The organism is Mesorhizobium sp. M0715 (genome assembly GCF_040320355.1).
Lineage (GTDB): Bacteria > Pseudomonadota > Alphaproteobacteria > Rhizobiales > Rhizobiaceae > Mesorhizobium.
Genome location: NZ_JAMYPL010000021.1, coordinates 54,827 through 80,129, shown reverse-complemented (window position 1 = coordinate 80,129; position 25,303 = coordinate 54,827). Strand labels below are relative to the sequence as shown.

The following is a 25,303-nucleotide window of genomic DNA, read 5'->3' as shown; positions in this document are numbered from 1 at the left end:
CAATTCCGGACGGAAAACCGCTTCATAATTTTCGTGGAATTGCTCTATTTCAGCTCGAGCAGCCGTTCCAGATAGCTGCGTTCAATGTCAGGGCTGAGCGCATTGCCGAGCCGCTTGCGGATCGCTTCCAGTATTTGGCGGGCACGCTGCACGTCGATCTCGTCGGGCACCTTCACCGAATCGCCGAAGTCGGGACCCGTGCTGGCGCGTGGCCGGCCGAGCGGATCACGATCGGCGTTCTGCTGGCGGCCGCCTTCCTCGCCGCCGCCCTGGTCGCCTTGCATGGCCTGCATCTGCTTCATCATGTCCTTGGCGCCCTTGCGCAGCGCTTCCAGCGCCCGGCCCTGATGACCGACGGCCGCATCGCCTTCGCCCTCGCCGAGTGCCTGTTCGGCATTGCCCATGGACTTGCCGGCCTCGCCAAATCCTTCATTGGGCTCCATACCCATGCCTTCGAGGCCTTTCTTCAGCTGCTCGAGGTCGCTTTGCAGTTGGCCCTGGCCCTGCTGCAGCTGTTTCAGCGCATCGGCGAATTCCTGGGGTGTCATCGGCTTTTGCCGGGCGAGCGGATCGCGGTCTTCGCCGACGCCGGGTCTGTCCTCATCCTGGCCGCCTTCGCCGAGCTGCTCGTCACGGTTCTGCCCGCGCTGGCGCTCGCCACGCTGCATCTGATCCATGCGGAAGGTTTCGTTCATCATCTCCTGCTGACGTCGCAGGATCTCGCCCAGCTTGTCCATCTGCTGGCGCATCTCGCTGTCCTGCTGGCCGCCTTGCTGCTGACGGCCGGCTTGCAGATTGTTCATCATGTCCTGCAGTTGCGACAGCAGTTGCTGGGCCTTGTCGCGATCTCCGGACTTCGCCAGGTTTTCGATCTGGTCCATCATGCGATCGATGTCGCTCTGGCGTAGTTCCTGGCCGTTCTGCTGCATCTGCGGGGCGTTGGGATTCTGCTTGGCGCGCTCCGCGAATTCCTGCAGGAACTGGTTCATCGCCTCGCGCAGTTCCTTCATCGCCTTTTCGATTTCAGCGTCGCTGGCGCCATTCTTGATGGCGTCCTGCAGCGCCTGTTGCGCTTGGCGCAGCCGCTTTTCGGCGGCCGAAAGATTGCCTTCCTCGATGCCGAGCGCGATTTCCCAGAGATAGGAGACCTCGCTGCGCAATTGATCGTCGCTCTCGGCCATCTTCAGCCGGGTGCGGGCGCTCATGATGGCGAGGTAGTGGGACATATTGTCGAACGTGTCTTCCGGCCGCAGCGTGATGGCGTCCATCAGGTCGAGCACGCGCGGCTTGGCGTTGGCGTCGAGCGCCAGCAGGCGGCGCTGTTCGATCACGGCGCGTGCCAGCGGATTGGCGAAAGGCCGCTCCGGCATCAGCAGCGTCTTGGTTTGGCTCGATGCGGTGTGCCCGGCATCGTCGGTGGCGACCAGCGTCAGCTTAATGCTGCTGCCGGCCCAGACATGCTCGGTCAGGTCCTTGGAGGTCCTGGCGGCGTTCGACTTGCCGCCGCGGCGCGGCAGCGTCAGCGGCATTTCAGGTGCACCGTACAGCGGACGCGCATTCGGCGCCTGCGGATCGGCGAGCGCGAACACCGCCTTGGCGGTGGCGGCGCCATAGTCGTCGTCGATTTGGTAGTTTAGCTCGAAGGCGCCATTGGCGGCGCGCTTGGGCTCGCCGACGAAGCGGATCTGCGGCGGCTTGTCCGATATGACCGCGAAGGCCCAGCGGCCGAGCTGTTCCTCGCCCGACGTCAGCGTCAGCGTGCCGTCGCCGGTCAGCTTGCTGGTGAACTGGCGCACCTTGGACGGCGTCGCCGGGCTTGCAGCCGGCTTGGCGGCGGTCTGCGGCGCAGCGGGGTCGATGACGCGGGCGTTGCCATTCTTGTCGGCATAGCCGAGCGTTTCCTCGCCCGAGCCGCCCGTCACGCGCAGCGAAACGTCGCTGCCTTCGGGAACCGTAAAGGTCGGGATCGCCTGGTTTGCGTCGGCGGTCAGGAAGATCGGCGGCTTGCCGGTATAGGCCGGTGGCGTCACCCATGCATCGATGCGCGGCGGCACGATATCGCGCGTCCCATGGGCATTGAAGCCGTCGCTGATCCTGCCGCCCGTCGGTCCGAAGGAGAAGGCGAAGGCGGTAACGAGCAAAAGGGCCGCCACCGCGCGCAGCCCCCAGGGGTCGCGCTCCGGCACGCGTGTGCGCGGCAGGTCGGCGCCAAGGTTGTCGAGCTTTCCAGCCATGCGCTTCTGGTGTTCGCGCCACAGCGCCTGCGAGAAGCTGCTTTCCCTGCCGCTGGGCCGGTCGGTCTGCACCAGCACCGGGCTGTGCAACAGTTGATTGGCGGCCTCGATGCGGCGGTCAATTTCGGCGGCGCCCGGCAGGCGGAAGAAGCGCAGCGGATAGAGCGCGGCCAGTGCCGCTATGGCAAAAGCAGCGATCAGGCCGATGCGCGCCATATCCGGCAGCCGGGAGAACAGCCCGAGCCAGGAGATGCTGAGGAACAGGCTGGCGACTATGACGAGCGGAAGCAGCAACGGCCAGCCGCGCTCGACCATCATCGAGACCCGCGTCGCCAACCGGCTCAAGGCCAGGCGCCCGGCCAGGCCGCGATCGCTGCTGAAGGTGGGTCGTTGCGTCATCGGCCCTTCCTTGAGCCTATCCCGAAAACCGGGATGCGGCCCTATCCCTTTGAGCATGATCTGTTCCGAAAGGGATTTCACCTTTCGGGATCATGCTGTGGAGCGGGCAGGATAGCCCGACGCCTCACGACTCAAAGAATACCAGCAAACACGGCAAAGGCGAGGCAGTTCGGAAAAACGTGAAGTGGGCCGTTAAAGTTCCATCCTGCATACCCTTTAGAAGGCAGCAGGCCATTAGAAGGTAGCGGGGTCCGCATTCGCCCCGCAGACCAGCACGGCGACCCGTTCGCCCGCCGCCGGCGTATAGCGGCCCGACAGGACCGCGGCAAAGGCGGCCGCACCTCCCGGCTCGGAGATGATGCGGGCCCGGTTCCACAGCGCCTTCTGCGCGGCGATGATGTCGTCGTCGCTGACCAGGATCGAGCGTTCGACAAAGGCTTCGGCGATCGGGAACATCATTTCGCCGACGCGCTTTGGCGCCAGCGAATCGGCGGCGATGCCCTCGGCCGGTGCGTCGACGGGGTGTCCGGCCTCGAAGGCGCGATGAAGCGTCGGCGCCCCTTCCGGCTCGACGGCGATGATCCGAATGCGGCCGGCGAACCAGGCAGCGATGCCGCCGATCAGGCCGCCGCCGCCGACAGCGACCAGCAGCGTGTCGATCTTAGGCAAATCGCTCTCGATTTCGAGCCCGAGCGTGCCCTGGCCGACGAGCGTTTCCTCCTGGTTGAAGGCATGGATCTGCAAGGCGCCGGTCTCCTCGGCGAAACGTTCGCTGGCCGCCAACGCCTCGGCATAGCGGGCGCCGCCGACGATCAGCTCGGCGCCGTAGCTGCGGATCCGTTCCAGCTTGGCCGCCGGGCTCACCTCGGGAACGAAGATGGTCGCCTTATGGCCCAGCCGCATGGCGGCATAGGCGACGGCCGCGCCATGGTTGCCGCCCGATGCCGCGACGACACCGGCGTCGGGAACCGGCCGCTCCAGGAGATTGGTGAAAGCGCCGCGCGCCTTGAACGAGCCGGAATGCTGCAGGCATTCGAGCTTCAGGTCGACGGCCAGCGGCGGCCGGTCGAAGTCGGCCATGTCGACGCGCAGCACCGGCGTGTGCCTGATATAGGGGCGGATGCGCGGTTCCATCGCGGCAATGCGCTCGCGTGTGACGGTGATGCCGTTCGTCATGATTCGCTCCCTGTGACGGGTAGGTGTGTTTCCGGCGCTTCTATGCAAGCCAGTCGGGCATGGAATCCAACCCAATCAGGTCGTCATAGGTCGGGCGTGGGCGCACGACGTGGAACCGGTCGCCGTCGACCAGCACCTCCGGCACCAGCAGGCGGGTGTTGTAGGTGCCGGCCTGCACCGCGCCATAGGCGCCCGCGGTGGAGACGGCAATCAGATCGCCGGCCTTCAGCCTGGGCAGATCGCGGTCCAGGCCGATATAGTCGCCGGTCTCGCAGACCGGGCCGACCACGTCGACCATCATGCGCGGCGTATCGGCCGGCGGCTGCACGACCGGACGAATGTCGTGGAAGGCATCGTAGAGCGTCGGCCGGATGAGATCGTTCATTGCGGCGTCGACGACGAGGAAGTTCTTGGCGTCGCCTTCCTTTACGAAGATCACTTCCGAGACGAGGATGCCGGCATTGCCTGATATCAGCCGGCCAGGCTCGAACATCACCTTCAGCCCGAGCTTGGTGACATGCTTCCTGACGATCTGGGCATAGGCGTCGGGCAGCGGCGGCGGGTTGTTGTCGATGCGGTAGGGAATGCCGAGCCCGCCGCCGACATCGATATGCTCGATGGCATGGCCGTCCGCCCGCAGCGCGCCGACGAGATCGACAAGCAGGGCGAAGGCATCGTCGAAGGGCTGCAGCTCGGTGATCTGGCTGCCGATATGGGTATCGATGCCGGTGATCCTGATGCCGGGAAGCTTTGCCGCGCGGGCATAAACCTGCCGCGCCCGCTGCCACGGGATGCCGAACTTGTTCTCGGCCTTGCCGGTGGAGATCTTCTTGTGGGTCTTGGCGTCGACGTCGGGATTGATGCGCAGCGAGATCGGCGCCACCTTGCCAAGGGCAGTGGCCCGCGCCGACAACAGCTCGAGTTCAGGCTCGGACTCGACGTTGAAGCAGAGGATGCCGGCGGCAAGGGCAAAGTCCATTTCGCGCGCGGTCTTGCCGACGCCCGAAAACAGGATCTTGCCGGCCGGAATGCCGGCGGCCAGCGCCCGGCGCAATTCACCTTCCGAAACCACGTCGGCGCCGGCGCCGAGCTTGGCCAGCGTCCGCAGGACGGCCTGGTTGGAATTGGCCTTCATGGCGTAGCAGACAAGCGTGTCGAGCCCGGCAAAGGACTGGGCAAACACTCGGTAGTGCCTGGTCAGGGTGGCCGTCGAATAGCAGTAGAATGGCGTGCCGATCTGTGCTGCGATATCTGGTATCGCCACGTCCTCGGCATGGAGCACGCCGTCGCGGTAGTCGAAATGGTTCACGAGAGTGGTTCCGGAAGTTGGGGCGCGATGAGATCGGGTTGGAAGGCCCGGCTCTCGTCGGCTCTAGATCAGCGGGTCGAGGATGAATTTCTTGTCCTTGACCGGTTTTTCCGGCTCCGGCGGCACGGGCTGGTGGGCCTTCGAGGCATCCTTGCGCGCCTGTACGGCCGCCTCATAGGGCGTGTCGAGAGCGCCCCTCCTGCCGCAGGCCGAAACGGCCGCGATCGCAACCAGCAGCGTCAGCGTCACCAAAATCCTGCTTCCGGTCATCGATCCATCCGTCCGAAACGTTTGTCAGCCGCCGCTTTTAGCCGAGTTCTCGGCGCATTGCACCCCGAGATATTGCCCGTCGCAATATCCGGGATATTACTGCTCGCAATATCCGGCATTACGCTTTCGCCAGCCGCTTTTTCCAGGCGCGGATCTGCTTCCTCACTTCCGACGGCGCGGTGCCGCCGAAACTGATGCGGCTCTTGACCGAGTTCTGCACCGCCAGCACCGAAAATATGTCGGCCGTTATGCCGGAATTGATCGACTGCAAATCCTCCAGTGAAAGCTTCTCCAGCCCCACCTTCTTGTCTTCGGCCAGCACCACCGCCCGGCCGGTGACATGATGCGCTTCGCGGAACGGCAGGCCGAGCGTGCGCACCAGCCAGTCGGCAAGGTCGGTTGCTGTCGCGTGGCCGGAGCCGGCGGCCTTCTTCATCGCGGCAGCGTTGACCGTCATGTCCGAGACCATGCCGGTCATCGCCGCCAGCATCAGGTCGAGCGTCTCGGCGGCGTCGAACACCGATTCCTTGTCTTCCTGCATATCCTTGCCATAGGTCAAAGGCATGCCCTTCATCACCGTTAGCAGGCCGACCAGATGACCGGTGACGCGGCCGGTCTTGCCGCGCACCAGTTCGGCGGCATCGGGGTTCTTCTTCTGCGGCATGATCGAGGAGCCGGTGGAAAACGAGTCCGACAGCCTGACGAAGCCGAACTGCGGCGTCGACCAGATGATGATCTCTTCGGCCAGCCGTGACAGATGCGTGGCGCAGATCGCGGCAAGAGCGAGGAACTCAAGCGCGAAATCGCGATCCGAGACGCTGTCGAGCGAATTGCGCATCGGCTCGCGGAAGCCGAGCGCCTTGGCGGTCCGGTGACGGTCGATCGGGAAGCTGGTGCCGGCGAGGGCCGCGGCACCGAGCGGGCTTTCGTCCATCCGCTCGATCGCATCGCGCACACGCGACAGGTCGCGCGAAAACATCTCGACATAGGCCATGCAGTGATGGCCGAAGGTCACCGGTTGTGCCGCCTGCATATGGGTAAAGCCCGGCATCACGGTCGCGGCATGCTCCTCGGCCCGCTCCAGCAGCGCCTCGATCAGCCCTTTCAACGCCTCGGCGACGCGAAAGCACTCATCCTTGACCCACAGCCTCAAATCGACTGCGACTTGATCATTGCGCGAGCGGGCGGTGTGCAGCCGGCCGGCCGCCGGGCCGATCAGATCGGCGAGGCGCGCCTCGATGTTCATGTGGATGTCTTCGAGCCGTGTCGAAAACTCGAAGCTGCCGGCCTCGATCTCTTTCAGGATCGTGTTCAGCCCGTCAGCAATTTTTTCTTGGTCGGCCGCCGAAATAATGCCCGTTTGCGCGAGCATCTCGCTGTGGGCGATCGAGCCTTTGATGTCCTGCGCATAGAGTTTGCGGTCGAAGGAGATAGACGCGTTGATCGCTTCCATGATCGCGGCCGGACCCGAGGCAAAACGTCCGCCCCACATCTGGTTGCTGGTTTTCTTGTCGCTCATGGCTATAACCCGTGCTTCGGAGCAGTTTTGAGAAAATGGCAGACGGTAGTAGATTCTTCCCGGCCCCGCGCCTGATCCTCGCCGCCTTGGTGGCGGGCGCGCTGGCGGGCGCGGTCGCGGTATATGTCAGCGAGAGCCGGTCTGGCAACAATGCACCGGCACAAGCTGCCGTGGGTGAGAGCAAGGACGATGTCGCCTGCGCGGCCAAGAGCGACCGCGCCAAGAAAGTCGCGGCGTCGGCCACCGGTGAGGTTGCGGCACTTTTGCCGGCCGATCCGCCACAATCCCTGAAGAGCCTTGCCTTCAATGGCCCGGACGGCAAGCCGATGAGGCTTGCCGATCATGCCGGCAAGACGGTGCTGCTCAATCTGTGGGCGACATGGTGCGCGCCGTGCCGTGCCGAAATGCCGGCGCTCGATGCGCTGCAGAAGGAAAAGGGCAGCGACTCCTTTGAAGTGGTCGCCGTCAATGTCGATGCCGGCGACGATGTGAAGCCGAAGAAGTTCCTCAGCGATACCGGCGTCACGACGCTCGATTATTACCGGGATTCGACGATGGCGCTGTTCAACGACCTCAAGAAGCGCGGCCTGGCGCTAGGCCTTCCCATTACCATGCTGATCGACGGCGAAGGCTGCCTGATCGCCCATATGAACGGCCCGGCCGAATGGTCGGGGCCGGACGCCAGGCGGCTGATCGAGACGGCACTCAAGCCCGAGAGTTTTTAAGCCCTATTGAGGACAGGCGCGGGTGCGAAGGCCAGAACGCTTCTGTCGCGCAAGGTGGCGGGTTTGCTGCCGACAGCGGGTGCGACTACACCGGTCAGCTCGCCGAATTCCTCGATGAGAGCTGGCCTGCCGATGTAATAGCCCTGGCCGATCTCGCAGGCTTCGGCGTCCAGGAATTTCAGTTCGCCGAGCGTCTCGACACCTTCCGCCAGAACCGGCAGGCCGAGACCGCGTCCAAGTCCCAGGACGGCGCGCACGATCGCCGCGACCTGGCCGTTCTTGTCGACGGACTTGATGAAGGAGCCATCGATCTTGATCTTGTCGAAGGGGAAGGCGCGAAGGTTGGAGAGCGAGGAATAGCCTGTTCCAAAATCGTCCATGGCGACGCGCACGCCCAGCGCCTTGACCTGCCGCAAGGTGGCCAGTGCCCGCGGCATGTCCTTAACAAGCGCCGTCTCGGTGATCTCAAGCTCGAGCCTGCCGGGCGCCAGGCCGGAATTCAGCAAGGTTTCGTGGACCTTGCGGCTGAAATTCGTGTTGTGGAGCTGCACCGCCGAAACGTTGACGGCCACCGTCAGCGGATTTTCCCAGCGGGCGGCTTCCTCGCAGGCGGCCGTCAGCACCCATTCGCCAATCTGGCCAATGGCGCCGCTGTCTTCGGCGATCGGGATGAATATGCTCGGCGACACGTCGCCGCGCGTCGGATGCCGCCACCGGACCAGCGCTTCGAAACCGACCATCTTTCCGCTGCTGATCTCTTTCTGCGGCTGGTAGACGAGGTAGAACTCCTGGCGTGCGACCGCCTGGCGCAGCTCGTGCTCCATCACGCGCTTGTCGCGGGCCTCGGCTCCCATCGAGGCCTCGAAATAGCGGTAGGTGTCCTTGCCTTCGGTCTTGGCCCGGTAGAGTGCCGTATCGGCGTGACTTATCAGGCTGGCCAGGTTTTCAGCATCCGACGGATAAAGCGCAATGCCGATGCTGGCCGACACGAGGCCGCCGCCGACCGAGAGCCGGTTTTCCTCGCGCATGGCGGTCAGCACCGCGTCGGCGATACGGCCCGCCTCCAACGGGTCGGTCAGGTTCGGCGCGATGATGGCAAATTCGTCGCCGCCCAGCCGCGCCACCATCTGTCCTTGGCGAAGAATGCCGGTAACGCAATGCGCAACCTTCTGCAGCATGGCGTCGCCCGCGCCGTGCCCATACAGGTCGTTGACCTCCTTGAACCGGTCGAGATCGAGCAGCAGAAGCGCAAGCTGGCCGCCTTTCCTGGTCCGGCCCATCGCAGCAATTTCCGTCTCCAGCCGGCCGGAAAAGCTGCGGCGATTGGCCAGTCCGGTCAATGGATCGAAATGGGCAAGCCGCAGGATCTCCTGTTCCGCCTTCTTGCGCTCGCGAATGTCGCGGACCGCGACCACGTTGTGCGGTTTGCCACAGTAGTCGATGCTCCTGGCGATCAGCTCGACAGGAATGCTCGTGCCATCGCGGCCGCTCAATTCGGCCTCCTGCGGCTGTTCGCCGAAGCCTGACATGTCGGATCCGAAGAGATCGCCAAGCTGCATTCCGTTCAGCGTCGCTGTTGCGATGCCCGTCAATGTCGCCATGCTGTCATTGGCACTGATGATGCGGTTGCCGTCGCAGACGATCAGCCCCTCCACGGCGGCATTGGCCAGGCCGTGCATGCGGTCGACCTCGAGCTTCTGGCGACGGAAGCGCAAATCGATCCACAGCGCCGATGCCGACAGGACCAGAATCACCAATGTGGCGGCGGCGGCGGCGAAAGCCTGCGAGGTCGGCTCGATCGTGTATTCGGATATGACGATCGAGGGATCGGGGAAGATCGAGACGGCACCCATGCCGATGAAATGCAGGGTGCAGATTGCCAGCGTCAGCAGCACCGCGCCGCCGGATGTCGCCTTCAGGGAGGGGCGGCGCTGCACGACACGCAGCGCCAGCGCCGCGAGCGTTACGCCGGCCAGAAGGGAAACGGCGACAAGCAACAGGTTCCACTCGATGCGGCCCTGAACCTCGAACGCCGCCATACCAATGTAGTGCATGGCCGCGATACCGCCGCCCAGCACGGCGCCGCCGACGAGATGATAATCTAACTCATTCCGCAAGGTGGCGATCCACATGCCGGCTGCCGTCAGAGTGACCGAAGCAGCGAGCGAAAGCACGGAGAGTGCGGGATCGTAAGCACTGGGTATGCCCGGTGTGAATGCGAGCATGGCGATGAAGTGCGTTGCCCAGATGCCGAAGCCGGTCGAAGTGGCCGCGATCATCAGCCAGGCAAGCCGGTTCCGATCGGTGGAGCGGCTTATGTGATGAAGCAGGTTGACGGCAGAGAAACAGGAAATTCCGCAGATCAGCGCGGCAAGTGCGACCAGTCTCAGATCGTGTTCGTTGACGATACAATTGTAGACCGTCAGCATTTTATTTCACCTGATCTTTGGAAATAAACAGGGCAGCAGGATTGAGTAGCGCGTTGCCGTTGAGGGATCGATAAAGTCGCCTGCAACCTTGGCGTGTCTCTTCGGGTTGCGGCGGCTGCAATCAGGGCTGACACGCCGAAGCCAGCTTGGCAGTTCCGATGGTAGTTCCTGGCGCGCTTGTCGTCGCGCTAAGCCGGCTAACCGTGTGGCTTTCCATGTCTCCAAGCGGAGGCGAGGGTGGCGTGAGGTAAAGGGTGAAGTTCGTCGATCTGCAACAAAACCGTTGTCTGATTGTCACGAGCGACACATATTGCCTTCGCGGGAGTGCCCCTTTCGCCAATGACAAACGGGAGATGAAACATGAAGTCCTTCGGCTTCGCGGCCGGTGTTGCCGCCACCTTTATGCTGCTTTCCTCAACCTCCGCTTTTGCTGTCACGCAGATCAGTTGGTGGCACGCCATGACTGGCGCCAATGCCGAAGTTGTCGACAAGATCTCCAAAGATTTCAATGCCAGCCAGAGCGACTATGAACTCGTTCCGGTGTTCAAAGGCACGTATCCCGAGACGCTGAATGCCGGCATCGCCGCCTACCGCGCGGGCCAGGCGCCCGATATCATGCAGGTGTTCGATGTCGGCACCGGCGTGATGATGGCAGCCGAAGGCGCAATCAAGCCGGCAGCCGATGTGTTGACCAGCGCTGGAATGACCTTCGACAAGAGCCAGTATCTGCCAGGCATAGTCGGCTATTATTCGAAGCCGGACGGCACCATGCTCTCCTTCCCCTACAACTCCTCCTCGCCGATCCTTTATTACAACAAGGATATCTTCAAGAAGGCTGGTCTCGACGTCGACAGCCCACCCAAGACCTGGAATGAGGTGTGGGAAGACGCCAAGAAGATCAAGGCGAGCGGCGCAGCCGCCTGCGGCTACACCTCGACCTGGCTGACCTGGATCCATCTGGAGAATTTCGCGGCCTGGAATGACGTGTCATGGGCCACCCAGCAGAACGGTCTGGCCGGCGGCGATGTCGAGCTCAAGATCAATGCGCCGATTTTCGTCAACCATTTCCAAGCGCTCGCAGACCTCGCCAAGGACGGCACCTTCAAATATGGCGGCCGCACCTCCGAAGCCAAGCAGATCTTCCTCGCTGGCGAATGCGGGATCATGACCGAATCCTCCGGCGGCCTTGGCGATATCGTCAAGTCCGGCATGAATTACGGCATCGGCCAATTGCCCTATGACAGCGACGCCAAGGGCGCGCCGCAGAACACGACGCCGGGTGGCGCCAGCCTGTGGGTTTTCGCTGATAAATCCGACGAGGAATACAAGGGCGTCGCGGCCTTCTTCGCCTACCTGTCGAAGACCGAGGTGCAAGAATACCTGCACCAGAAGTCGGGTTATCTGCCGGTGACGCTGGCGGCTTATGAAGCGACCAAGAAGTCCGGTTTCTATGACAAGAACGTCGGTCGCGAGACCCCGATCCTGCAGATGACGGGTAAGGCACCGACCGACAATTCCAAGGGCGTACGTCTGCCGAACCTGCCGCAGGTGCGCGATATCCAGAACGAGGAGTTCGAGAAGATGCTCGCCGGCCAGCAAACCGCCCAGCAGGCGCTCGACAATGCGGTTACGCGTGGCAACGCCGCGATCAAGGAAGCGCTGGGGAATTAGAGCGAGCGCAGGTCCTTTGCTCTACGGCGCGCCCATCTGTCCTGCCAGGCATCTCCCCTCGGCGAGGGGAGTTTTGCCGTCCCTTGCGATTTCGCCAATGGTCGATGATGCCAACGCCGAAACGCTCTTCAAAGCCATCTTGGCGAAGAGGGGTGCCGCATCGTGCCGCCCGCCTCATCACCTCGGAGTGGCTCCATGACCCCTCGCGTCGTGTTTCCCAACAAGATCCTTCCCTACCTGCTGGTGGCGCCGCAACTGGCCATCACGCTCGTTTTTTTCTACTGGCCGGCCGGTCAGGCGTTCTACCAATCCATGCTCAGGCAGGACCCGTTCGGACTGAGGACCAAGTTCGTCTGGTTCGCCAATTTCAGGAAAGTGCTTGCCGATCCGGCCTACCTGAACTCGATCAAGGTCACGGTGGTGTTTTCCCTTGCGACCGCTATCGTCGCCATGTGCGTGGCGCTCCTGCTTGCGGTCATGGCAGAGAAGGTGGTGCGCGGCAAAGGTCTTTACCGCACGCTCTTGATCTGGCCCTACGCAGTGGCGCCGGCGATCGCCGGTATGCTGTGGCTGTTCCTCTTCAACCCGTCGATCGGGTCGCTGGCCTACATGCTGAGGAGTTTCGGCATCGCCTGGGATCCACTTCTCAACGGCACCCACGCCATGATCCTGCTGGTGTCCGCCGCTGCCTGGAAGCAGATCAGCTACAATTTCCTGTTCTTCGTCGCCGGCCTGCAGGCGGTGCCGAAAGCCTTGATCGAGGCGGCGGCCATGGACGGCGCCGGCGAGACCAAGCGATTCTGGACCATCGTCTTCCCGCTGCTTGCGCCGACGACCTTCTTCCTGCTGGTCGTCAACACCGTCTATGCCCTGTTCGACACGTTCGGCATCGTCCATGCCGTCACCGGAGGCGGTCCGGGCAAGACGACTGAGACGCTGGTCTACAAGGTCTACAATGACGGCTTCGTCAATCTGATCCTCGGTGACTCGGCGGCGCAGTCGGTCATCCTGATGGTCATCGTCATCTCGCTCACGGCCATCCAGTTCCGCTATGTGGAACGCAAAGTCCATTACGGCTGAGGGCGAGCGATGATCGGCCAGTCACCGCTCCGCACCGTCATCGCCCACGCCGTGCTGATCCTCGGCATATTGATCGTTGCCTTCCCGATCTACTACACGTTCGTTGCCTCGACGCAGACGCTGCAAACGATCCTCAGGCCGCCGTTGCCGCTCCTGCCCGGCGATCAGTTCTGGAACAATTACACCGAGGCGCTGTTCGGCGGTGTCGGTCGCATCGGCGGCGTCAGCGTCGGTCGATTGCTGCTCAACACCACGGTCATGGCGCTCGGCATCGCGGTGGGGAAGATTTTCATCTCGATCCTGTCGGCCTATGCGATCGTGTTCTTCCGTTTTCCGCTGCGCATGGTCTTCTTCTGGCTGATCTTCATCACCCTGATGCTTCCCGTTGAGGTGCGCATCCTGCCGACCTACAAGGTGATGGTCGATCTCGGCATGATCGACACCTATGCCGGCTTGATCATCCCGCTGATCGCCTCGGCCACCGCCACATTGCTGTTTCGACAGTTTTTCATGACCATTCCAGGTGAGCTGGTTGAGGCGGCGCGTGTCGACGGTGCGGGGCCATGGCGCTTTTTCTTCGATATCCTGTTGCCGCTGTCGCGGACAAACATCGCGGCGCTGTTCGTCATCCTCTTCATTTATGGCTGGACGCAGTATCTGTGGCCGCTGCTCGTCACCAACAGCAGCAACATGAACACGATCGTCATCGCGCTCAGAAAGATGGTCTCCTTCGCCGATGCCGATACGCAATGGCACCTGGTCATGGTTACAGCGATGCTGGCCATCGTGCCGCCGATCCTGATCGTGGTGCTGATGCAACGCTGGTTCGTTCGCGGCCTGGTCGATTCCGAAAAGTGAGAAGCTGATGGCGACCGTCGATCTGAAGGATGTGAAGAAGGTCTACCCCAGCGGTTTCGAGGCCGTGAAGGGCGTTTCAATCGCAGTTCCCGACAGGCAGCTTTGCGTGCTCGTCGGCCCATCGGGTTGCGGTAAGTCCACGCTGCTCAGGATGATCGCCGGGCTCGAAACCATCTCCTCGGGAACAGTTGCGATCGACGGCAAGATCGTAAACTCAATCGGTCCAACCGAGCGTGACATCGCCATGGTGTTCCAGAACTACGCGCTCTATCCGCATATGAAAGTCTACGACAACATGGCCTATGGGCTGCGCAACCGCGGCACGCCGAAAGACGAGATCGACAGCCGGGTCCGCGCGACGGCGAAAATACTGGAACTTTCGGCGCTGCTCGACCGCCGCCCGCGGGAGCTTTCCGGCGGCCAGCGCCAGCGTGTCGCCATGGGTCGTGCCATTGTGCGCAACCCGAGGGTTTTCCTGTTCGACGAGCCGCTCTCCAATCTCGATGCCAAATTGCGTGGCCAGATGCGCGTCGAGATAAAGAACCTGCAACGCTCGCTTGGCGTCACGTCGGTCTATGTCACGCATGACCAGCTCGAGGCGATGACGTTGGCCGACATTCTCGTCGTCATGAATGCCGGACTGGTCGAGCAGATGGGGGCGCCGCTCGACGTCTACGAAAGACCGGCCTCGACCTTCGTCGCTTCCTTTATCGGCGCGCCGCCGATGAATCTCCTGGCACTGACCGAAGGCGCGTCGGGCGCGGTGCTCGCAGACGGCACGGCGATCGCTTTCGCACCTCGCGAGGCAAGAGCTGCGACCCTCGGTTTTCGGCCCGAGGATGCCGACGTCACCTTCAATGCGGAGGCGCCGTCCGGCGCGCTCGTCCTGCCGGCGCTGGTCGAGGCAGTCGAACCGGTAGGCGCTGAAAGTTTCCTTCACTGTGCGGCAGGCGGCAACCGCATCGTCGTGCGTGTCGCGGGTCGCGCCACCGCCACGGTTGGCAACCAATTGCGCGTGGTTGCCAAGGCAGAAAAGCTGCACTGGTTCGATCAGGCAGGAAAGCGCGTCGGTTAACCGCATACGGCGTTCAGGCGAAGACATGCGCCTTTCCCGATACGGTCAGCCGGACGATCTCGCCGACCGCCGGCGCGTCCATGCCCGGTTTGCGCAGGACCAGCGGCGTGTTGCCGATCGCGGCCGCATCGGGCGGATCGGCATTGTTCAAGAGCCGCACCGCGACCGTGCACATCGAGCCGGCGAATTCGGATTCCGTCACTTCTCCGAACAGCATGTCCGAGGTGCCGGACATGCCCTCGCGCGAGGTTCTCTTCAGCGCGATCTGCTCCGGGCGAAGCATGATGCGGGCGATATCGCGGCTGTCATTGGTGTCGACCGCGATGCGGCCGAGCGGCGAGTTGGCGAATCCATCTGATATCTTGGCCGGCAGGATGATGGCGTCGCCGAGGAATTCGGCGATCATCCTGTCCTTCGGCTTGAGATAGAGCTCGCGCGGCGTGCCGATTTGCGAGAACTTGCCGTCGCGCATCACCGCGACCTGGCTGGCAAAGGACAGCGCCTCGGCCTGGTCGTGCGTCACCAGGATGGTGGTGATGCCGGCGGCCTCCAGCAGCTCGGCCACCGCCTTGCGCATCGAGGCCCGCAGGCCGGTATCGAGCGCCGAGAACGGCTCGTCGAGCAGCATCAGCCGAGGCTTCATCGCCATGGCGCGGGCGAGTGCCACACGCTGCTGCTGGCCGCCGGAAAGCTCGTGCGGGCGACGTTTGAGGATCGCCTTGTCGAGCCCGACTATATAGGCGAGCTCGACAATGCGCTCAGCGCGCTTGTCCTCGCTGCGGCCCATGCCGAAACCGATATTGTCGCCAATGGTCAGATGCGGAAACAGGGCACCATCCTGCGCCACCACGCCGATGCCTCGCCGATATGCCGGCACCGCAGCGCCGCCATTGGCCAATATCGTACCGTCGAGCGTGATGTGCCCCTGGTCCGGCGCCTCGAAGCCGGCAATCAGCCGCAGCAGGGTCGTCTTGCCGCAGCCGGAAGGACCGACAATCGCCGTGCGGCTGCCGCTGGCGACGTTCATGTCGACGCCGGCAAGGGCCGACACCGGGCCGTACTGCTTGTGCAGGCCGCTGATTTCGAGAAAGCTCATCGTCCGGCCATCCGTTTCGACTGGACATAGAGCAGCCAGGTCAAGGGCAGCGACATCGCCACCATGATGAAGGCGTAAGGTGCCGCGGAGGCATAATCAATCTCACCACTGTAGGACCAGAACGCCATCGCCAGCGTGCGGGTACCGTTGGGCGCCAGCATCTGGGTGGCGGTCAGTTCGTTCATGATGCCGAGCGCCACCAGCGCCATGCCGGCCGCGGCACCAGGCGCCGACAGGCGGATCGTCGTCGACCACAGCGCCTGCAGCGGCGGCCGGCCGAGGCTGGAAGCGGCGCGTTCGAGTTCGACCGGCGCCTGCGCGATCGACGCCCGCAGGCTGACCAGCGCGCGCGGCAGGAACATCAGCGCATAGGCCACCAGGATGGTGAACAGGGTCTGGTAGAGCGGCAGCGCGATGCGCACCGTGATGGTGACCAGCGCCAGCGCAATGACAACCCCCGGCAACGAGCCGACAATATAGTTGCAGCCCTCCAGCAGGCGCTGCAACGGCCCCGGCGCGCGGATCGAGATCCAGGCCATCGGCATGGCGGCGACCGTGGCCAGCAAGGCGCCGGCGAGCGCCAGGAACAGCGTCTGGCCAAGCGCCAGGCCGATCTCGTTCAGGCGCCAGACAGCGGCGCCGCCGGCGGCAAGCCAGCCACCGATGGTGACGAACGGCACGCCGAGCGCCAAAAGCGTGGTGACGACAAGCAAGAGCAGGCTCGGGATGGTGGCGCGTCCGAGGCTCGTGCGTTGCTGATGGCGCGCCGCACCTGAGCCGACGCGGGCATAGCGCTCCTCGCCGCGCACCAGCACTTCGAGGCCGAGCAGCACGAAGCAGCAACTGACCAGCACGCCGGCCAGCATGTTGGCGGCCGGTCCGTTGAAGGTCGACTGGAATTGGTCGACGATCGCCGTGGTGAAGGTGTCGAAGCGGATGAAGACATAGAGGCCGTACTCGGCCAGCAGATGCAGGCCGACCAGCAGCGAGCCGCCGCAGATGGCGAGCCGCAATTGCGGCAGCACGACCCGCCAGAACACGCGCCGGGGTCCAAGGCCGAGTGCGGCGGCAGCGTCCTCGAGGGCGGGATCGAGACGGCGCAATGCCGCCGACACCGGCAGATACAGGAACGGGAAATAGGCGATCACGGAAACCAGCACGCCGGCCCACAGGCCGTGCAGTCCCGGCACCATGGTGACCCAGGCATAGCTGTGCACGAAAGCCGGGATGGCAAGCGGCGCCACGCAGAGCCAGGCCCAGAGCCGGGCGCCCGGCAGGTCGCTGCGCTCGGTCAGCCAGGCCAGCGCAACCGACAGCACGATGGTGATCGGCACGGAGAGCGCGACCAGCAGGACAGTGTTGACCAGAAGCTCGCCGACACGCGGCCGGAAGACCAGCGCCGAGACGGTTTCCCAGCCGGTCTGCACCGCGATCCAGATGATGAAGGCGAGCGGCACCAGCGCCAGCAGCGCAACGAAGATGGCGGCAATGACCAGCCAAAGCGGGGCTCGGCGCCGGGCCCTTCGGCCTGTGCCCGAAGGCAGGCCCGAGCGCGCGAGATCAACCGCGGACTGCATCAGGTCAGACGCCGTGCCGCTGCCGTCCAGCGGCAGCAATTGAAAGACCGCGATCACGGTCGGGAACACAGCGTGTCGTCATCGACGAATGCCATCTCGAAAAACAAAATCACTCCCGCGGAAGGCGAATTCCCGCGGGAGCGTGGTCGGGTGTCCTTTTAGGACGAATGGCAACTAAAGCAAGCCGGCTGCCGTCATCAGGTCGGTGACCTTCTTGGAGTTCAGCGTCGTGGCGTCGACCTTTGGTGCCTGCAGATCGACGAGCGGCACCAGCTTCGGGTTGGACTCCGCACCCTTGCCGACCGCGTATTCGAAGGAATCGCCGGTCTTCAGCACGTCCTGGCCGCCCTTGCCTGTCAGCCATTTCAGGAAGGCCTGGGCTTCCTTCGGATGCTTGCTCGAGGCCAGCACACCGCCGCCGGAGATCGAGACGAACGCGCCCGGATCCTGGTTCTTGAAATAGTGCAGCTCGACATTCTTGCTGTTTTCGCCGGTCTTGGCCTGATCGCCGAAGTAGTAATAGTGATAGATCACGCCGCCTTCGATCTCGCCGGCATTGACCGCCTTCATCACCGTGCTGTTGCCCTTATAGGCGGTGAAGTTGGTTTTCATCGCCTTCAGCCAGTCGGCGGTAGCGGCTTCGCCCTTGAGCTGGAGCAGGGCACTGACGATGGCCTGGAAATCGGCGCCTGACGGGGAGGCGGCCCAACGGCCCTTCCAGCTCGGATCGGCGAGGTCGAGCATCGACTTGGGCAACTGGTCGGCGGTCAGCTTGGTCTTGTTATAGGCAAAGACCGTGCTGCGCGCTGCGACGCCGACCCATTTGCCGCTGGCCGGCTGATAGTCCTGGGGAACCTGTGCCAACGTGTCGGCGTCGACCGGCGCGAACAGGCCGGCCGTCTCGACCAGCACCATGGCCGGCGAGTTTTCCGTCAGGAACACGTCGGCCGGCGAAGCAGTGCCCTCAGCGACGATCTGGTTGGAGAAGTCGCTGTCGCCGCCATTGCGCACGGTGACCTTGATGCCGGTCTCCTTGGTGAAGCCTTCGGCCCACGCCTTGGTCAGGCTTTCGTGCTGGGCGTTGTAGACAATGATGCCATCATCTTCCGCCATCGACGGGCTGGCGATCAGCATGATTGCCAGCGCGGTGGCGCCGGCGAGGGTGGAAAGAGCGTATTTCATGTCATTGTCCTAAAGTTCGGTTGGCACCGGCTCACCTACCGATACCTGACAGCCTTAGTCAACATTGGTGATCTGCTTCAATCGGCCGCTGAAGCACAAACGCTTGATATCGGGCTCACAATTCCAAGTGATGAAGTGACGCGAATGGCGTGCCGAATTCAACCCGATGGTTGATAGGCCGACCGGATGAATGGGGCGGCTTGCAGACCGTGGAAAAGCACCGAATGCCGCCTGACGACCCTGGGAAGATCCAAGCACCAGCCTTTGGCCTGCGTGAACAAGGCCTCCAGCAGTACAGCCATTTCTAACCGGGCGACGTGTTGACCCAGACAGGCATGCAGTCCGGTGCCAAAGGCAAGGGCCGACGAAATGCCGGAACCCAAATCCAACCGGTCGCCCGCCGGAAAAACAGAAATGTCTCGATTGGCGCTCGCCAGCACGGGTACGACGGCCTGCCCGGCTTTTATGGTTGCGCCACCAAACTGCAAATCTTCCGCGGCGATACGCGCTCCGGCATAGTGAACCGGAGCGCAAAAACGGAGCAGCTCTTCGGCTGCTGAAAACCAACTGACTTTCCCATCTTCAAGCAGCGAAAGCTGTTCTGGGAAGCGTGCAAGCGCGACCAGCGCATTGCCGAAGGTATCGACGACTGTCGCCTGCCCGGCAAAGAGCAGGAATACGATGTTTGCAATGACATCGTCTCTCAGCCAGCGGCCAGCCTCGACTTCGGCAAGCATCTGAGCTGAAATACCGTTTGGGCGCACAGTACCGTGTTCTATCACGCTGGATACCCATGCCTCCAATCGGCGGCAGGCATCGTTTGCGTCTTCGTCTACGCCGCCGGCCCTTATTTCCAGGGCGTTGGCCATAAGCTGTGCGTCGGCGCCAATCCGCCAGGGATCGTCCATGTCGATACCAAGGATCTGTTCCAGGCCTGAAAACGATAGCGGCAGGCCTATATCACGAACCGCGTCGAACTCCGGTTTTTGTACAGCTGCCTGCGTAAGTTCCGACGCTTTGGCCGCAAGCCGGTCGAACAGCCCGTTGCTGGAGGAAAAGCTTAGCGAACCAGCCAATGGGCGGCGCAGGCGCATGTGCCGCGGCGGGTCGGACAGCAGCATGGAACGGGTCAACAGGTCCAGGGCCGGATTGGCGCTGATCTTTTGCCTGACCTCCTGATAGGCGCCCGGCGGTGCCTGCAGCAACAGCGGGTGTTTCAAGGCCTGGGAAACAAGCGCATGGCTGAACACGTAGAAGGCTTCACCGACCTCGGGATAAGGAGGTTTGCCCCAACTGGCGCCTCCTGAACTCCGACGACGGGCGAATTCGGGAAACGCATCGCTGCCATGGGCAATGGGGTCAAATAGATCAGCTTGATCTGTCATCGGGCAAGATCGACAGCAAAGATAACGCGAAATCCGCCGGAACTCATGTCTTCAGGTAGAAAATCGGACGCGAGATGTAGAAATTCGCACCGGAGAACACGGTTATAGAACCGCAGTAGCGGATCCCTCGTTATGGATTCCACCGAAGGCATGACACCGGTCCGGTGCCAATCGTCGATGGTCCGACGAAATTCCGGATCCGGCCGAACCTTGTCGGGCAACTCGTCCTGTGCTCCCGCGTAGGACGGGCAACGTCCGTCGCCGACCAACCAACGCGCACCGACCTGCCGGCCATGGTCAGACATTTGCGACAACAGGCGGCGTGCCATGTCGGTGCCGCGGAATTCGGGTCGCACACCAAGATTGTAAACGTAGAGTGACCGTGCAGGTTGGCTCCTGACAAGCGAAGAGTAGGCGGAGAAGGTCTTGGGGAACCTTCCCGTATCGTGCGGATCTTGGCTGGTTTCCACGAAGCAGATCGCGCCGGCAACAAGGTTCTCAACCATGGCCAGGATCATTGTATGCCCGAGCGAAAGCCGGTGGTGAATTGTTTTTTCGCTGGCACCGAGTCGTCCCCAGGCTGCGGCCTCCATCGCGGCCATGCCCGGAACGTCGTCTGCCACAAGTTGTTGAACTACGATCATCTTCATCGTCGAAAGGCCGCTCGTAGTTGCGATATCGAATCGATAATTTTCTGATACCAGCTGTTGATGGGTGCATGAGTAGGGGCGGGTTGTCTCATGATCTTCTATGTTTGCCATCGCTTGCATGCCTATACCCTGGCAAGCCTGCTACTCTATTTTCGAACTGATTTGCAGGATTCTGTGCGCTTTGTCCCCTATGACGAACGGGCGCATCTGCTTGAGATTTCCAGAGGCACCGTTCTTTGGACGGATTTGGACCGACTGAGCGAAGCAGAGATTGAAGCATGCTCCAATCTCAGCCAGCGAATGGAGTCGCAGCAGCCTGATCTGTTTCAACTCAACCATCCGCGAAAAAGCCTTCAGCGTTTCGATCTATTGCGTATGCTGTTCGCGGACGGCATCAATGATTTCAATGTATACAGACCCGAAATTCTGCCGGCGGGAATGCGTTTTCCTGTGTTTCTGCGTGACGAGACGGGCGCCGCTTATAAAGTGCCGCCGCTGTTGCAATCGCCGGCGGAACTCGGCGAGGCGCTCTCGAACCTGGGTACGATGAATTTTGTTCGCCCCATGGTGGTGGAGTTTGGAGCAAAGGCTGGTGCCGATGGCAGCTACCGAAAATACTCGGCATATCGGATCGGCGAGCGCAGTTATGCGCAACACTGCTTCGCCAGCAAGGAGTGGTTCATAAAGGTACAGGGAGGCGGTATGTCGGGGCAACATCGGGTCGAGCATACCGCCTTTGTGCGCGACAATCCGCATGCGGTAGAGCTGATGCCGATTTTCGAGAAGGCGGGGATCTCATATGGCAGGATCGACTACACCATTGTCGATGGTCGCATCCAGGTTTTCGAGATCAACACCAATCCCACTGTATTGAACGACCCTCCCACACCCTTCGACAGATATGATTCGTTGCCTTACGCCAACATGCATGCAGATGCCTTGGCACAGCTGCCATATGCTAACGATCCCCTATCCACTCCGGATATCGATGAGACACATCTCCAGATCTTGGGCCGCCTGAGAAACAAGTACCGTCGCAGACGAATGAAGCTGACCGTTCGAAAGGGCTTCAGGTCTTTCCGGGATGCCATGTTCGGCGCCAAGCCTTGAGTTCAAGAACAAGAGCGCGGGGCAATATCGCACTGGCGATCGGCGCGCAGTGTGCAGCAAACTTTCGTGATTTGCCGACAGTTTGGCTTGGACATTATTTCGCCGGCCACGTAACAAATCAGCGCCGAGACGCGAAATTCGGGGGAGTGAACTCTTGTGAGCGGCAAGGACGAGGCCGAACTTTCCCGGCTGATGCGGGCCGCGATCGCAGGAGATGAAAGGGCTTACGCCGACTTTCTGCACCGGATTGCCGCGCTGGTTCGCGGTTTTGCCAGGCGCAAGATCGTGCAGGGCGGGGTCGATCCCGAGGATGTCGTGCAGGAAACCTTGCTGGCCATTCATGTAAAACGACATACTTGGCGCCAGGATGCGCCGGTGTTGCCGTGGATCTACGCGATCGCCCGCTTCAAGCTGATCGATGCGTTCCGGCGGCGCGGACGGCGCATCGAGATCGATGTCGACGATATCGCCGAGACGTTCGCCGAGCCGGAAACCGAGACCGTCAGCGAGCGAGACATCAACCGGGCATTGGACAGCCTGTCGCCGGCACAGCGCTCCGTGGTCTCGGCCGTGTCGGTGGAAGGGCGGTCCATCGGTGAGACGGCGGCGAAGTTCGGCATCAGCGAGACGGCGGTGCGTGTGTCGCTGCATCGCGGACTTGCCGCGATAGCCAAGCGATTCGGGCAGGGGCGGTTCGGGCGGGAATGACATGAGGACGGACGATCTCATCAGGGCGCTGGACGCCGATGCAAGCAGCAAGGCGATGCCGCTGCAATCGGCCTGGTGGCTGGCCGCCGGTGCGGGGGCGGTGATCGCGGCCATCGTTTTCCTGCTGACCATCGGCCCGCGCCCAGACTTCATGGCGGCCGCGCACACGATGCGCTTCCTCTCCAAATTCGTCTTCACCATCGTGCTTGCCGTCAGCGCCTTCGCCCTGATCCGCGCCTTGTCGACACCGGGTGCCTCGACGGGCCGGGCAATGGCCTGGATGGCCGCGGCGCCAGTGCTGGTAGCCGTGGCGGTGCTTCTGGAGCTTTTCATGGTGCCGGAGGCGCTGTGGGGTACACGGATGGTCGGCAACAACATGATGTTCTGCATGGGCTTCATCCCGCTGATCGGTATTGGCCCGCTTGCCGTCTTCCTGTGGATGCTGCGCTATGGCGCGCCGACACGGCCGGTGCTTGCCGGTGCGGTGGCGGGCCTGCTCGCCGGCGGGCTGGCGGCAACCTTCTATGCCGCGCACTGCTTCGACGACTCGCCGCTTTTCGTCGCCCCCTGGTACACGATAGCGATCGCAGCGCTCGCATTGCTCGGTGCGCTCGGCGGACGGTTTTTCATACGCTGGTAGCGTTTCGTAACGATCGCGGACCCGTGCACCGATCCTTAATCATGCCGGCAATTGTTTGCCGGTTGGCGACCACGCCGGCATGCCGGACGCAACCTTTCCTTAAAAACGATCCGCCAAGGTTGATGCGAGAACATGCGTTTGCGCACGGGGGTGGCACGTATCGTGATGTGGCGAGGATTGACCAGCCGAGAATCTCTTGGGCATGCAGGGTTGGCGTTGCTCGTCGCCGGCTTGGGCGTGCTGGCGACCTCGATCCTGCTTTCGCGCCTGGACCTCGGCACCGAAGCGTTGAAGCTCTGCCTGCAGATCGCGGTGGCGATGGCGGTGGGCGCGCTGTTCCTCGCCGCCCTGTCCATACGCAGGATCAGCAGGCATCGCCAGCAGATTGCCGAGAGCGAACTGCGCTTCCGCCGCGCCATGGAGGATTCGGCGATCGGCATCGTGGTTGTCGGTCTCGACGGTCGCATCCGCCAGACCAATCCGGCCTTCGCCGCCATGCTTGGCTACACAAGCGAAGAGATCGAGGCGCTGACTTTCTTCCAGATCACGCATCCCGACGATCTGCAGATCGGGCGGGAGACGATGGACGATCTGAAGGCGGGCACGGTCAATTCCTTCCACTTCGAGAAGCGCTATCTCAGGAAGGACGGAACGCCCGTCTGGGCCCATCTTGCCGGCTCGGTCATTCGCGATGAGACCAGCGGCCGTCCGCTCTATCTCGTCTCCCAAATCGAGAACATCGACGCGCGCAAGCAGGCCGAGGCGCGCATTGCCGAAGCGGAAACGCGTTGGAATTTTGCTCTGGCTGGTGCCGGCCAAGGCGTCTGGGACCTCGACATGCGCAAGGGCGGCACGACCTATTCCTCGACCTGGGTCAAGATGCTGGGCTATGCGGATGGCGAGCTCGATGGCGACACCGACAGCTGGCTGACGATGATTCATCCCGACGATCGCGAGACTGTCGCCGAAGCGGATCGCGCTCATCTCGAGGGCAAGACACCGTTCTTTGAGGCCGAATTCAGGATGCGCCACAAGGATGGCCACTGGATGTGGATACTCGACCGCGGCAAGGCTATCGAACGCGACGAGGATGGACGGCTGATCAGGGCCATTGGCAGCCTGACCGACATCACCCGTCGCAAGGAGGCCGAAGAGCGCCTCACTGTGTCGGCGGCAATGCTTGCCGATGAAAAGGAGCGGCTGAGGGTGACGCTGCAATCGATCGGCGATGCCGTCATCTGCACCGATGCCGCAAACCGCGTCACCTTCATGAACCCGGTCGCCGAAAAGCTGACCGGGATTGCCGGCGGCGAGGCTCTCGGCAAGATGCTTGGCCATGTCTACTGGGCGGTCGACGAGGAGACGGGGCACAGGATCGGCGTCACCCGGCCCGCGATTGGCGTTCATGCGCCCGCCGACCAGAACAGCCGCGCCGTCCTGATCCGGCGCGACGACACGCGCTGCAGCATCCGCCAGGTCGTGTCGCCGATCATCAACGAACGGAACGAATTCTGCGGGCTGGTCATCGTCTTCCAGGACTTTACCGATGCGCGCGCGCTGCAGCGCCAACTGGCGCACGCCGCGGCACACGACGCGCTGACCGGCCTTGCCAATCGCTCGAGCTTCATCCGCGCCATGGAGGGCCTGGTCGGTCAGGCCCGCAAGGACGGCACCGCCGACACGAGGAAGTCGACCGGCGACACGACAGAGTCGGTCGGAGCCAGCGGACATCAGTTCATGTTCATCGATCTCGACCACTTCAAACTGGTCAACGACACGGGCGGCCACGCGGCGGGAGACGCGCTGCTGAAGCGGGTTGCCGTGGCGATTCGTGGCGTGCTTGGTCCAGACGATATCGTCGCTCGCCTCGGCGGCGACGAATTCGCGGTCATTCTGAAATCGGGTTCAGCAGCCGGTGCCAAGATCGCGGCGCGCTCCATCATCGATGCGATCGGCGGCCTGGACTTCACCTGGGACGGCCGTCCTCACGTGATCGGCGCCAGCATCGGACTGGCTGCGATCAATGCCAATTGCGGCGAGGTCGACGAGATCATCGCGAGAGCCGATGCGGCCTGCTATGCGGCCAAGGCGGCCGGCCGTGGCTGTGTCTCCGTGGCGCCCGACGCACGGATCGTGGATGGCCGGACAGAGCCGCTGGCCGCGGCCTCCTGATCGAGCCTGTCACCGCCGAAAGGCTTGCCCCTGATTTG

The 25,303-nt window shown here is 62.7% G+C and carries 20 protein-coding genes; 9 read left to right on the top strand and 11 right to left on the bottom strand.

The features are described 5' to 3' along the window. Positions 1-44: 44 nt before the first annotated feature. The 5 genes from NKI21_RS23140 to argH all read right to left on the bottom strand — a co-directional run bounded on the left by NKI21_RS23140 (position 45) and on the right by argH (position 6,907). A complete protein-coding gene (locus NKI21_RS23140; RefSeq protein ID WP_352867502.1) occupies positions 45-2,633 on the bottom strand; it encodes a TIGR02302 family protein in 2,589 nt (862 codons plus the stop codon). Positions 2,634-2,867: 234 nt separating this feature from the next. Continuing rightward, positions 2,868-3,809: a threonine/serine dehydratase gene (locus NKI21_RS23135; protein ID WP_352867500.1), complete on the bottom strand. Its 942-nt coding sequence runs from the start codon at positions 3,807-3,809 to the stop codon at positions 2,868-2,870. 40 nt (positions 3,810-3,849) lie between these two features. Beyond that, positions 3,850-5,118, bottom strand: coding sequence for a diaminopimelate decarboxylase (lysA, locus tag NKI21_RS23130; protein ID WP_352441727.1), 1,269 nt, complete (start codon positions 5,116-5,118; stop codon positions 3,850-3,852). Positions 5,119-5,181: 63 nt separating this feature from the next. Then, positions 5,182-5,388: an LPS translocon maturation chaperone LptM gene (gene lptM, locus NKI21_RS23125; protein ID WP_023811112.1), complete on the bottom strand. Its 207-nt coding sequence runs from the start codon at positions 5,386-5,388 to the stop codon at positions 5,182-5,184. 118 nt (positions 5,389-5,506) lie between these two features. Then, positions 5,507-6,907 (bottom strand): argininosuccinate lyase, encoded by a 1,401-nt coding sequence (argH, locus tag NKI21_RS23120; RefSeq protein WP_352867498.1) that lies wholly within the window; start codon positions 6,905-6,907, stop codon positions 5,507-5,509. A gap of 35 nt (positions 6,908-6,942) precedes the next feature. On the opposite strand from argH, the gene tlpA reads away from it, so the two are divergent. Further along, complete coding sequence (tlpA, locus tag NKI21_RS23115) at positions 6,943-7,632, top strand: thiol:disulfide interchange protein TlpA (RefSeq protein WP_352867496.1); 690 nt, start codon at positions 6,943-6,945, stop codon at positions 7,630-7,632. On the opposite strand, the gene NKI21_RS23110 is transcribed toward tlpA, so the two are convergent. Next, on the bottom strand, positions 7,629-10,061 hold the full coding sequence (locus tag NKI21_RS23110) for an EAL domain-containing protein (protein ID WP_352867494.1): 2,433 nt from the start codon (positions 10,059-10,061) through the stop codon (positions 7,629-7,631). The genes tlpA and NKI21_RS23110 overlap by 4 nt on opposite strands. Positions 10,062-10,421: 360 nt before the next feature. On the opposite strand from NKI21_RS23110, the gene ugpB reads away from it, so the two are divergent. The 4 genes from ugpB to NKI21_RS23090 all read left to right on the top strand — a co-directional run bounded on the left by ugpB (position 10,422) and on the right by NKI21_RS23090 (position 14,745). After that, positions 10,422-11,732, top strand: coding sequence for a sn-glycerol-3-phosphate ABC transporter substrate-binding protein UgpB (ugpB, locus tag NKI21_RS23105; protein ID WP_023811116.1), 1,311 nt, complete (start codon positions 10,422-10,424; stop codon positions 11,730-11,732). 195 nt (positions 11,733-11,927) lie between these two features. After that, on the top strand, positions 11,928-12,812 hold the full coding sequence (gene ugpA / locus NKI21_RS23100) for a sn-glycerol-3-phosphate ABC transporter permease UgpA (protein WP_023811118.1): 885 nt from the start codon (positions 11,928-11,930) through the stop codon (positions 12,810-12,812). A gap of 9 nt (positions 12,813-12,821) precedes the next feature. After that, on the top strand, positions 12,822-13,670 hold the full coding sequence (gene ugpE, locus NKI21_RS23095; RefSeq protein ID WP_352867491.1) for a sn-glycerol-3-phosphate ABC transporter permease UgpE: 849 nt from the start codon (positions 12,822-12,824) through the stop codon (positions 13,668-13,670). 7 nt (positions 13,671-13,677) lie between these two features. Then, positions 13,678-14,745 (top strand): sn-glycerol-3-phosphate import ATP-binding protein UgpC, encoded by a 1,068-nt coding sequence (locus NKI21_RS23090; RefSeq protein WP_352554422.1) that lies wholly within the window; start codon positions 13,678-13,680, stop codon positions 14,743-14,745. A 13-nt stretch (positions 14,746-14,758) separates the two neighbouring features. On the opposite strand, the gene NKI21_RS23085 is transcribed toward NKI21_RS23090, so the two are convergent. The 5 genes from NKI21_RS23085 to NKI21_RS23065 form a co-directional block, all read right to left on the bottom strand. Then, complete coding sequence (locus tag NKI21_RS23085; protein WP_352867488.1) at positions 14,759-15,841, bottom strand: ABC transporter ATP-binding protein; 1,083 nt, start codon at positions 15,839-15,841, stop codon at positions 14,759-14,761. Further along, entirely contained in the window at positions 15,838-17,418 is a 1,581-nt protein-coding gene (locus NKI21_RS23080; protein WP_023811122.1) for an ABC transporter permease, read from the bottom strand. Before NKI21_RS23080 ends, NKI21_RS23085 begins: the two co-directional genes overlap by 4 nt. 174 nt (positions 17,419-17,592) lie before the next feature. Beyond that, complete coding sequence (locus NKI21_RS23075; RefSeq protein ID WP_023811123.1) at positions 17,593-18,600, bottom strand: iron ABC transporter substrate-binding protein; 1,008 nt, start codon at positions 18,598-18,600, stop codon at positions 17,593-17,595. A 158-nt stretch (positions 18,601-18,758) separates the two neighbouring features. Further along, complete coding sequence (locus NKI21_RS23070; RefSeq protein WP_352441721.1) at positions 18,759-19,985, bottom strand: cytochrome P450; 1,227 nt, start codon at positions 19,983-19,985, stop codon at positions 18,759-18,761. After that, complete coding sequence (locus NKI21_RS23065) at positions 19,982-20,635, bottom strand: hypothetical protein (RefSeq protein ID WP_352441720.1); 654 nt, start codon at positions 20,633-20,635, stop codon at positions 19,982-19,984. Before NKI21_RS23065 ends, NKI21_RS23070 begins: the two co-directional genes overlap by 4 nt. 90 nt (positions 20,636-20,725) lie before the next feature. On the opposite strand from NKI21_RS23065, the gene NKI21_RS23060 reads away from it, so the two are divergent. The 4 genes from NKI21_RS23060 (at position 20,726) to NKI21_RS23045 (ending at position 25,265) form a co-directional block, all read left to right on the top strand. Then, positions 20,726-21,745: a hypothetical protein gene (locus NKI21_RS23060; RefSeq protein WP_352441719.1), complete on the top strand. Its 1,020-nt coding sequence runs from the start codon at positions 20,726-20,728 to the stop codon at positions 21,743-21,745. Positions 21,746-21,901: 156 nt separating this feature from the next. Then, positions 21,902-22,453 (top strand): sigma-70 family RNA polymerase sigma factor, encoded by a 552-nt coding sequence (locus NKI21_RS23055; protein ID WP_127379999.1) that lies wholly within the window; start codon positions 21,902-21,904, stop codon positions 22,451-22,453. A 1-nt stretch (position 22,454) separates the two neighbouring features. Next, positions 22,455-23,093: an NrsF family protein gene (locus tag NKI21_RS23050; RefSeq protein ID WP_352441718.1), complete on the top strand. Its 639-nt coding sequence runs from the start codon at positions 22,455-22,457 to the stop codon at positions 23,091-23,093. Between the two features lie 210 nt (positions 23,094-23,303). Continuing rightward, complete coding sequence (locus NKI21_RS23045; protein WP_352441717.1) at positions 23,304-25,265, top strand: PAS domain S-box protein; 1,962 nt, start codon at positions 23,304-23,306, stop codon at positions 25,263-25,265. Positions 25,266-25,303: the final 38 nt, after the last annotated feature.